The 9,764-nt window shown below is 55.3% G+C and carries 11 protein-coding genes; 10 read left to right on the forward strand and 1 reads right to left on the reverse strand.

From position 1 onward, the window contains the following. Nucleotides 1-151 precede the first annotated feature (151 nt). The 9 genes from pflB (at nt 152) to DWV32_RS00345 (ending at nt 7,954) form a co-directional block, all read left to right on the forward strand. Nucleotides 152-2,203, forward strand: a complete 2,052-nt coding sequence (pflB, locus tag DWV32_RS00305) for a formate C-acetyltransferase (protein WP_089572355.1) — start codon at nt 152-154, stop codon at nt 2,201-2,203. Nucleotides 2,204-2,288: 85 nt separating this feature from the next. Then, entirely contained in the window at nt 2,289-2,540 is a 252-nt protein-coding gene (gene grcA3 / locus DWV32_RS00310; RefSeq protein WP_055252439.1) for an autonomous glycyl radical cofactor GrcA3, read from the forward strand. Nucleotides 2,541-2,984: 444 nt separating this feature from the next. Continuing rightward, a complete protein-coding gene (locus tag DWV32_RS00315) occupies nt 2,985-3,839 on the forward strand; it encodes a DegV family protein (protein WP_089572354.1) in 855 nt (284 codons plus the stop codon). Between the two features lie 187 nt (nt 3,840-4,026). Continuing rightward, nucleotides 4,027-4,845 (forward strand): pyruvate formate-lyase-activating protein, encoded by an 819-nt coding sequence (pflA, locus tag DWV32_RS00320; protein ID WP_089572353.1) that lies wholly within the window; start codon nt 4,027-4,029, stop codon nt 4,843-4,845. 43 nt (nt 4,846-4,888) lie between these two features. Further along, nucleotides 4,889-5,065 (forward strand): hypothetical protein, encoded by a 177-nt coding sequence (locus tag DWV32_RS10175; RefSeq protein ID WP_158551160.1) that lies wholly within the window; start codon nt 4,889-4,891, stop codon nt 5,063-5,065. A 78-nt stretch (nt 5,066-5,143) separates the two neighbouring features. After that, nucleotides 5,144-5,884 carry a 5'-methylthioadenosine/S-adenosylhomocysteine nucleosidase gene (mtnN, locus tag DWV32_RS00330; RefSeq protein ID WP_089572351.1) on the forward strand — a complete coding sequence of 247 codons (741 nt, stop codon included), beginning with the start codon at nt 5,144-5,146 and terminating at the stop codon, nt 5,882-5,884. A gap of 38 nt (nt 5,885-5,922) precedes the next feature. Further along, nucleotides 5,923-6,513, forward strand: coding sequence for a ribosome biogenesis GTP-binding protein YihA/YsxC (gene yihA / locus DWV32_RS00335; RefSeq protein WP_089572350.1), 591 nt, complete (start codon nt 5,923-5,925; stop codon nt 6,511-6,513). Nucleotides 6,514-6,606: 93 nt separating this feature from the next. Further along, nucleotides 6,607-7,290: a DUF3990 domain-containing protein gene (locus DWV32_RS00340; RefSeq protein WP_117756855.1), complete on the forward strand. Its 684-nt coding sequence runs from the start codon at nt 6,607-6,609 to the stop codon at nt 7,288-7,290. 31 nt (nt 7,291-7,321) lie between these two features. Further along, nucleotides 7,322-7,954: a helix-turn-helix transcriptional regulator gene (locus DWV32_RS00345; RefSeq protein WP_117564737.1), complete on the forward strand. Its 633-nt coding sequence runs from the start codon at nt 7,322-7,324 to the stop codon at nt 7,952-7,954. A gap of 232 nt (nt 7,955-8,186) precedes the next feature. On the opposite strand, the gene DWV32_RS00350 is transcribed toward DWV32_RS00345, so the two are convergent. Next, nucleotides 8,187-9,200 (reverse strand): hypothetical protein, encoded by a 1,014-nt coding sequence (locus tag DWV32_RS00350; RefSeq protein ID WP_117756856.1) that lies wholly within the window; start codon nt 9,198-9,200, stop codon nt 8,187-8,189. A gap of 102 nt (nt 9,201-9,302) precedes the next feature. Between DWV32_RS00350 and DWV32_RS00355 the strand changes: the two genes are divergently transcribed. Then, a complete protein-coding gene (locus tag DWV32_RS00355) occupies nt 9,303-9,566 on the forward strand; it encodes a helix-turn-helix domain-containing protein (RefSeq protein ID WP_231501614.1) in 264 nt (87 codons plus the stop codon). The last annotated feature ends 198 nt before the right edge of the window (nt 9,567-9,764 follow it).

Below are 9,764 nucleotides of genomic sequence, written 5' to 3' on the forward strand. Positions count from 1 at the left end.
TGCAGTTCCAAGGTGGACAAACGTTTTTCCCTGTACCAACGTGTGGTGAAGAACGGAAGAAGCCGGTAGTGCAAGCCGATAATTCAAGAATTCAATAAGCAGCGGTGTGAGAGAGCGCCGCATTACACGTAACTAGGAGCGTGGTTACACAATGCAGGAGGCATGGGAAGGCTTCAAGGAAGGCATCTGGACGGGAGAGGTTGACGTCCGAGACTTCATCCAGAAGAACTACACCCCCTACGAGGGCGACGAGTCGTTCCTCGCCGGCCCGACCGAGCGTACCAAGGAGCTGTGGGGCGAGGTTCTCGACCTGCTGCTCAAGGAGCGCGAGCAGGGCGGCGTCCTCGATATGGACACCAAGACCGTCACAGGTATCGTGAGCCACCCCGCTGGCTACATCGATAACGCCCACCGCGAGATGGAGACCATCGTCGGCCTCCAGACCGACAAGCCGCTCAAGCGCGCGCTGCACGTCAACGGCGGTATCCGCATCGCTTGCCAGGCTGCCAGCCAGCACGGCTACAAGATCGACGAGAACGTTGTCGAGCGCTACACCTTCGAGCGCAAGACTCACAACGCCGGCGTCTTCGATGTCTACACCCCCGAGATGCGTGCCTGCCGTTCGGCCCACATCATCACCGGTCTGCCCGATGGCTATGGCCGCGGCCGCATCATCGGCGACTACCGTCGTGTCGCTCTGTACGGCGTCGACTACCTGATCAAGGACAAGGAGGCCCAGAAGGCTTCCACCCCGACGGTCATGACCGCCGACAACATCCGCGATCGTGAGGAGCTGCAGGAGCAGATCCGCGCCCTCGGCGAGCTCAAGATGATGGCCGAGACCTATGGTTTCGACATTTCCAACCCTGCTACCAACACGCAGGAGGCCATCCAGTGGATGTACTTCGCCTACCTCGCTTCCGTCAAGGAGCAGAACGGCGCCGCTATGTCCATCGGCCGTACCTCCACGTTCATCGACATCTACGCTGAGCGTGACCTTGCCAACGGTACCTTCACCGAGGAGCAGATCCAGGAGTTCGTGGATCACTTCATCATGAAGCTCCGCATGGTCAAGTTTGCCCGCACCCCCGAGTACCAGGCCCTGTTTACCGGCGATCCGCAGTGGGTCACCGAGTCCATCGGCGGCATGGGTGTCGACGGCCGTACGCTCGTTACCAAGATGAGCTACCGCTACCTGCACACGCTCGAGAACATGGGCACCAGCCCCGAGCCCAACATGACCGTTCTGTGGTCGACCCGTCTGCCCGAGAACTTCAAGAAGTTCTGCGCCAAGACTTCTGTCGCCAGCTCCTCGATCCAGTACGAGAACGACGACCTCATGCGCGTTTACCACGGCGACGACTACGGCATCGCCTGCTGCGTGTCCTCCATGCGCATCGGCAAGGAGATGCAGTTCTTCGGCGCTCGCGCCAACCTGGCCAAGTGCCTGCTGTACGCACTCAACGGCGGTGTTGACGAGGTCTCCAAGAAGCAGGTCGGCCCCAAGTACCGCGCCGTCGAGGGCGATACGCTCGATTACGACGACGTTGTGGCAAAGTACAACGACATGATGAAGTGGCTCGCTGGCGTGTACGTCAACTCGCTGAACATCATTCACTACATGCACGACAAGTATTGCTACGAGCGCATCCAGATGGCTCTGCACGACAAGCACGTGCATCGCTGGTTCGCTACGGGCATCGCTGGCCTTTCCGTCGTGGCTGACTCCCTGTCCGCCATCAAGTACGCCAAGGTCCACCCCGTCCGTGACGAGAACGGCATCATCGTCGACTTCGAGACCGAGGGCGAGTTCCCCAAGTACGGTAACGACGACGACCGCGTCGACCAGATCGCTCACGACGTTGTGCACCAGTTCATGGAGTACATCCGCATGAACGACACCTACCGCAACTCCGTGCCCACGACCTCGGTTCTGACCATCACCTCCAACGTCGTGTACGGCAAGAAGACCGGTTCTACGCCTGATGGCCGCAAGGCTGGCCAGCCCTTCGCCCCGGGTGCTAACCCCATGCACAAGCGCGATAGCCACGGCGCCATCGCTTCGCTGTCTTCGGTTTCCAAGCTCCCGTTCCGCGATGCTCAGGACGGCATCTCCAACACCTTCTCCATCATCCCGGGCGCGCTCGGCAAGGAGGACCAGGTGTTCTTTGGTGATATCGACCTTGATCAGCTGGGCGAGTAACTATTGTTAGTGCTATACTAACAATAACGATTACTGATTAGTGCGCCGGTTTCGGCCGGCGCCTATCGATCGAAGGAGACACATTATGAAGGTTTCTGAAGTTTCCGAGACTCAGGCCGATAACCTGGTCCACATGCTCGACGCTTACGCCGAGAAGGGTGGCCACCACCTGAACATCAACGTCTTCAACCGTGAGACGCTGCTCGACGCTCAGGCTCACCCCGAGAAGTACCCGCAGCTGACCATTCGCGTTTCCGGCTACGCCGTGAACTTCCACACGCTCACCAAGGAGCAGCAGGACGAGGTCATTTCGCGTACCTTCCACAACAAGTTCTAAAGGGGTTTAACTCCCGCAGGATCGCTGGGGCTGTTTGGGCTACCTCCCAAAACGTCCTCGGACATGCAAGAAGCCCTCGCTGCGCACTTCGTGCGGCGAGGGCTTCTTGCGTCCTGCGGAAAGTTTTGGGAGGTAGCCCAAACAGCCCCGGCGGGGTCCTGTGTAGTTACTCTTTAGGCGGAACTCTCCTAATAGATTGATCGTTGGGGATACTTTCTTAGTTGCGCTACCGTTTATCGCGTATAGCTACCGTTTGCGGAGTAAGTAACACTTAGCAATAAACCGTGTAGAATCTCAGTTAAGCACGGAGTTTTCCAGGGAGACGCTGTCCTTTGTTATGTGCAAAGGGCGGCGTCTCTTTGGCGCTTGGACGCCGTTGTGCAACAGTGCGCCGGGCGTGTGTCATGTAGTGAAAAGCCAACGTCGAGATGGGTCGTGATAAGAATGGGCAAGTACGTAATCGTGGTTGAGTCTGGGTCGGATGTGACGCCGGAGCTCTGCGAGCGCTACGGCATCGTGCGCGTGCCTATGCATGTCACGATTGGTGACGAGACCGTCGAGGACGGCTCGATCGATCCGCTCGAGATTTACTCGCGCTGTAACGAGTTTGGCGTTATGCCCAAGACCAGTGGCTGCTCGCCTGCGGATTTTGCTCACGTGTACGACCGCATTCATGCCGAGCAGCCCGATGCGACCATTTTGCATCTTGCGTATTCCGAGGCCACGACCTGCTCGCATCAGTCCTCGAAGATTGCGGCCCAGGGGCGCGACTACGTGTTCTCCATGGACACGCGCTTTGTCTCGGTGGGCCAGTCACTCGTTGTCGTTGAGACTGCCAAATACATCGAGGCTCATCCCGATGCCACCGTTGACGAAATTTTCGCCTTCACCAATTCGGTGATGGACCGCGTGCTGTTGGGCTTTGTCCCAACCGATCTCGCCTTCCTTAAGGCCGGCGGTCGCTTGTCCAACGTCGCGTTCCTAGGCGCCCATCTGCTCAAGATTAAGCCCTGCATCGAGGTGACGGGCGGCAAGTTCGTGGCGACCAAGAAGTTCCGCGGTTCTATGCTCAAGTGCGCCCGTGCCTTTCTTGACCACATGGTAGCGAAGGGCGAGATCGACTACTCGCATATTGGCCTGGCGTATTCGGTGGGCCTTTCCGAGGAGCTGCGCGACGATATGGAAGTCTATGCGCACGACCTGGGCTTTAAGGACGTTACCTGGACTCAGGTCGGCGGCGTCATCTCGAGCCACTGCGGCCCGACCGCCTTTGGCGCGGTGCTTACGCTTAAGGCGTAGGGCCTGGCGTCTATCGATTTCTATTGCTTCGGCGGCGAGCGGGTTGTGACAACCTTCCCGCCGCTTTTGCGTGGAGTCAAATAGGACGATCAAATTGACCGCTAAACCGTTTCGCCATCAGGCGTATGGGCTAGAATGGCTCTGGCATTTTAATTGACAAAAACCAAAGAGAGGCAAGGTTGCGGGAATGGCTGAGATGACGCTTGAGGGTGTGGATGCTCATCCCGAGGACTCTGCGTATGCCCTGGGTCGCGTGCATTCGATCGAGACGATGGGAACGGTCGACGGACCCGGCATCCGCTTTGTGGTGTTTGTTCAGGGCTGTCCCATGCGCTGCGCGTATTGCCACAATCCCGATACCTGGTCTGTTAACGGCGGCACGATGGTGACCGTCGAGCATCTCATGGACGAGTTCCAGAGCAACCATGAGTTCTACCGTAGCGGCGGCATTACCGTTTCGGGCGGCGAACCGCTCCTGCAGCCCGAGTTTTTGGCCGACCTGTTCCGCGTGATGCACAACAACCCCGATGGCCGCGTACACACCTGCCTAGACAGCTGTGGCTATGCATTTGATCCCAAGCATCCGGAGAAGTTCGATGCTGTTCTCAACGAGACCGATATGGTGCTGCTCGACATCAAGCATGCCGATCCGGTTGAGCATAAAAAGCTGACCGGTTGCGATCCTGCGCGCATCCTGGCGTTTGGCGATGAGCTTGCCCGTCGCAAGATTAAGGTTGTTATTCGCCATGTGGTGGTGCCGGGTATCACCGACACGGCGGAGGAATGCGAGAAGCTCGGTCGCCTGATCGCTCCATGGCACAACGTGGTGGGCCTGGAAATGCTGCCGTATCACACGATGGGTGTCGTCAAGTACGAGCAACTGGGTATTCCCTATAAGCTCGAGGGCGTGCCCCAGATGGATACCGCGCGCATGCCCGAGCTGCGCAACGCCGTCATGGCCGGCATGAAAAAGCGCCGTGCGGAGCTCAGGTCGGCCATTGGCTAACAAGCCCGTCCCAAATTGACTACCCTTTAAGATGTGCAACAAGGTGGGTTGGGTCAGCGAGGATGGTTGCTATTCGACATGCGATGCGGGCCTTATCGACATCGATGGCCGTACCTATGTCATGAGCATCATGACATCGATGCCGTGGAGCGACCGCTCGAGCGAGGTCGTGGCCGCCATCGCCAAGGCGCTCTATGATACCCGCGCTGCACTGGCTTAGCGTGTTCGTTTGGCGAGGTCAAACAAAATGCTGGTACCATACCGTGGTTGAGAATTTCGTATAGGTTTGGGGAATGGTATGGCTACCATCGCGATTATCGGTGCGCTCGAAAAAGAGATCATGCAGATTAAGGAAGAGCTGAGCGACGTTTGCGAGGCACGGGAGGCAGGCTTGACCGTTGTGAGCGGTGGGCTCGACGGCCTGACAGTTGTCGCCACAACGGCGGGCATGGGCACGGTGAACGCCGCCGCTGCGACACAGCACCTCATTAGCAAGTATGCTCCGCAGGCTGTTGTGTTTTCGGGCATTGCGGGCGGTTTGAACCCCAAGCTCCGTATCGACGACGTGGTCATTGGCAAACGCCTGCGCTATCTGGATACCGATACCGCGCTTATCGCCGAGTCCGCACCGGGGCTCGAGGAGTTTGGCTCGACACCCGCGCTGGTCGATATTGCCGTCGACGTGCTTGCTGAGCGTGGGTTTGTTGATGCTTCGACAAATGCAGCCGCTTCGAACGAGGGAGCCAAACAATTCCTGGTCGGCACGATTGCCACGGGTAACCGCTTTGTGACGGGCACCGCCATGCGCAACGACGCTATCGAGGCGACGCATGCCGATTGTGTCGGCATGGAGGGCGCGGCAATTGCCCATGTCGCAACCAAAAATGGTGTCGATTGCCTGGTGTTGCGCGCTATCAGCGATAATTGTGACGAGGCGTACGATGCAATTTGCGACCGAGAGTTCGATCTGTTCGAGTACGCGCGTGTCGCAAGTGATATCACGCTCGATATCGTCCGCCGCATTGCCGCCGCGCAATAGCGCGCTCTTTTGTAAGAACCTACGACCAAGGAGTGTCCATGGCCGATTCCATTAACTACCAGCTTGCCAAGTTCGTCGCCAGCTACGGCAAGGTTTCGCAGATTCCCGAGTCCACCTGCCCCGAGGTGAGCTTTGTCGGCCGCTCCAACGTGGGCAAGTCGTCGATTATGAACAAGCTCTTTGGCCGCAAGAACCTGGTCAAGGTTTCCAGTACGCCGGGCAAGACGAGCAACATCAACTTCTTTGAGGCCGACGACGTGCATTTCGTGGACCTGCCGGGTTACGGTTTCGCCCGTCGCTCCAAGGCCGAGCGCGACCGCTGGGCCGAGCTTATTGGCGACTTCTTTGACTCCGAGCGCAGCTTTAACCTGGTCGTATCGCTGGTTGACATTCGTCACGACCCCAGCAAGCTCGATCATGACATGATCGACTACCTGCAGGGCAACGAGTTCAACTTTATCGTCTGCCTCACCAAAGCCGACAAGCTCAGCCGCACCCAGCAGGCCCGCCAGGCAGCAGCCATCAAAAAGCAGCTCAACGTCCCGGCCGAAAACGTGATCATCACGAGCTCCCAGACCGGTGTGGGCATCGACGAGCTCAAGCGCCGCATTGCCGAGGCGTGCCTCTAGTCAGGCTGCAGCCCCTCAAAAGCTCTCATCTATATCACCCCAGTGATAGTTATTGGTAAACTATCACTGGGGTGATATTTTTAGGAGGTCGATATGGAGCTTTGGCACGGGTCGGAGGTTGTTGTCGAGCATCCATCGTTGGATAAATGCAGGCAATTCAATGACTATGGGCGCGGATTTTATTGCACACCACATGAGGAAATGGCAATGGAATGGGCATGCCGGACCGAGTCTGATGGCATTGCCAATCGATATGAGCTTGATTTAGATGGCCTTTCGGTCTTGGATTTAGAGTCTGGGGAGTTTTCAATCCTCAATTGGCTTGCGATTTTGGCCAACAACCGGGAGTTTAATGTCTCGACGCCGCTGGCACGCGAAGGACTTCGCTATCTGCTGGATAACTGCCTGATTGATATTTCTCCCTATGATGTTATTCGAGGCTATCGCGCCGACGATTCCTACTTTTCGTTTGCAAGACAGTTCGTTAACGGCATGATCTCGCTCAGGCAACTGCAACTCATTATGCGTTTGGGCGATTTGGGCATCCAATACGCTCTTATGAGTGAGCGCGCGTTCTCGGCGATCAGGTTCCGCGATTGGAAGCAGGCCTCGGGAGCTGAGTTTTATCCCAAACGATTTGAGCGAGAACAGAATGCTCGACGTAAGTATCTGGATACGATAAACGGATTTGACACCGAGGGTGTCGACATTAGGGATTTGATGGCAGGGAGGGTTGATTTAAATGATCCAAGAGTTAACGGATTGTGGGCCGAGTAGGACATATCCCGTCTATTACCTCGAGGACGCAATGAACAACCTAGGCGACTGCTTTGACTATGCCGTTAATGATTATGGAGCAGAGGGATCGGAAGTTGCTGAACTCTTTTGCCTCAGCGGCGTAGCTCGCGAGTTCGAACGCGGCAACGCATGGGTCGTATCGGGAAAATCGGGCGTTGAGCTGTTCGCGCTTATCGCTGAAAGATCGGGCTATCAAAACAGGCCTATACCGGACTGCACCTATCGATTTGAGAAGACGCCGGAATATTGGGCGGGCTGGATGCTGGCATACCTGCAGTGGCGTTTAGGGGAGTCTTTCGAAGATCTGCTGCATGTCGTTCCATTTGATGCGCTGCGCGGTCTGTACTATCCCTGGCATGAAGCCTCAGAGGAACGTGTGGCGCGTCTTATTTGCGATATGGCGAAGAAAACACCTCGTCAAACTAAACTGGCGCAAGCAAGAAAGAGGCTCAAGAAAACCCAACAAGACCTGGCATACGAATCGGGCGTATCACTCCGCTCAATCCAAATGTACGAACAGCGCCAGAGAAACATCAACGAAGCATCGGTAACAACCGTAAGGGATATGGCGAAAGTCCTGCACTGCAGCATCGAAGACATCTTAGAGCCAGTCTTTGAATACAAAGAAACTAGCGCAGCCTAAAAGAGATGCTGGCCGCTGATTGCTCAAGTTGCAGTTCGAGCAATTTGAGCAGCGAAGCCGGCTGCCTAGTGGGGGCATGTGGGCCTTCTAGGTATCAAAATCCGCCTACGTATTGAAATGCCCCGCCAAGCTAAAGTGCTCGGCGGGGCATATTTCGATTGACGATGCTAGCAGGGGTTGAACTTTAATATGCCGCGAGTAAGAGGCGTCTGCATTTAGCAATTAAAGTAAATTATTCAATTCGGGTGCTCAGCCAGTATTCTCCATTTGAAGCTAAGATTGCGTACGTAATTCCATTTTTGACAGTTGGCGTACCTACGCAGGCAGCGCCAATCTCCTTAGCGTCGGAAAATGAGAGTGTTGGATCAATTGCTTGTATGGTTGCTAATGCTGTCGCCGCGGCATAATCTGAATTTTCGAAGTACATGACTATGTTTTTGAAGCAGTTTTCTGATCCAAGATAGCTGAATAGTAGTTGACTGCTCGAGTCCGAGAAAAAACCTCCAATACCGGCAAGCGTAGAGCCATTTTTTATCTGAAGCTCGAGTCCCGTGCCGCTATCGTCTAACTCGTAACTCGCCTTCATACTGCTGCAATTGGGAATATCGGAGAATTCCTCGTTAAGTCGTTCAATAAAGCCTTCAGGTGAAATTGAAAACGATCCGTCGCCAAGAAAGGAAGTAATTTCCTTTTCGTTGCGGGTGTCAACGACCTCTCCGCATCTCCCGCATTCTCGAATTTCCTTCGAGGTGGCGTCAACGTAATCGACTTTGGTAGTCCAAGAACCTGGTTGAAGCCCAAGGGGTTTCCCTTCGGTTTTGCCGCAGCGTTGACAGGTCTTCGGAACCGTGCATGTTGCTTCTTCCCATTCATGTCCGAGCGGTTTCCCCTCGGTTTTGCCGCAACTTTTACAGGTGCGAGGGCTTGTACAGTTTGCATTGGTCCAAAGTTTGTGGGTGCAAAACATTTGAGGAAACAGCATGGGTAAGCAGAAGATGACGGCAACTATCGCAGCAGTTGCGATAGCCGCTCGTTTATTACCACCAAGTTTGTTAATGGCACTCGTTAGAAGTGAATCGTCCTCTTCCTTATTGCATGTGGCACCGTCTTCATTTGATGATCGATCGTCAGGGGAGGTGGTGTCGTCAGCACCATCAGAAACCTGCTTCCCTTCGATATTCGGCTTCTGTTCATCAGATGCACTGGGCGTTTGCTCACTATTGGGCTCTTTCATCTCGTCATCCATGCTTATCGAGTCCCCTCTCTCGTTTCAAATGTGCGATGCGAGCAATTGCGATAAGTGAAACAGATACTCACATGATTATATCCTAGTTTGGGATATATCAAAATGGAATATAGCGTAAACGGTATGAACGTTGATGCTAATAGGACATGCGGAAAATGCCTCTCCCAGATTCGTCGGGAACAAGGTATCACTCAGGTTGAACTCGCAAAGAAACTGAGGGTACCTCAGTCGTTCATCTCGAAAGTCGAAACCGGGGAACGCAGTCTTAGGGTTTATGAGCAGTTCGCCTATGCAGAGGCACTTGGAATTACCGTCGGAGTTCTCGTGCAAAGACTTGAGGCGGTTCTGAGCAGCGGAGATAAATAGATTGCGCCGCGAATCGGGCGATAATTAAATCAGCGAATGCGATTATCCTGTCGAGGCTGCGCAGGTCCCCTTGGGGCTTCCCCTGAAAACAATCCGCAGATCGAATTGCCCCGTCGCGCGAAGCGCACGACGGGGCAATTCATGATCGAGGACGTTTTCAGGGGAAGCCCCAAGGGGACCGGTGAGAGCAATGAGGCA

The organism is Collinsella sp. AF04-24, from assembly GCF_003465685.1.
Classification (GTDB): domain Bacteria; phylum Actinomycetota; class Coriobacteriia; order Coriobacteriales; family Coriobacteriaceae; genus Collinsella; species Collinsella aerofaciens_AP.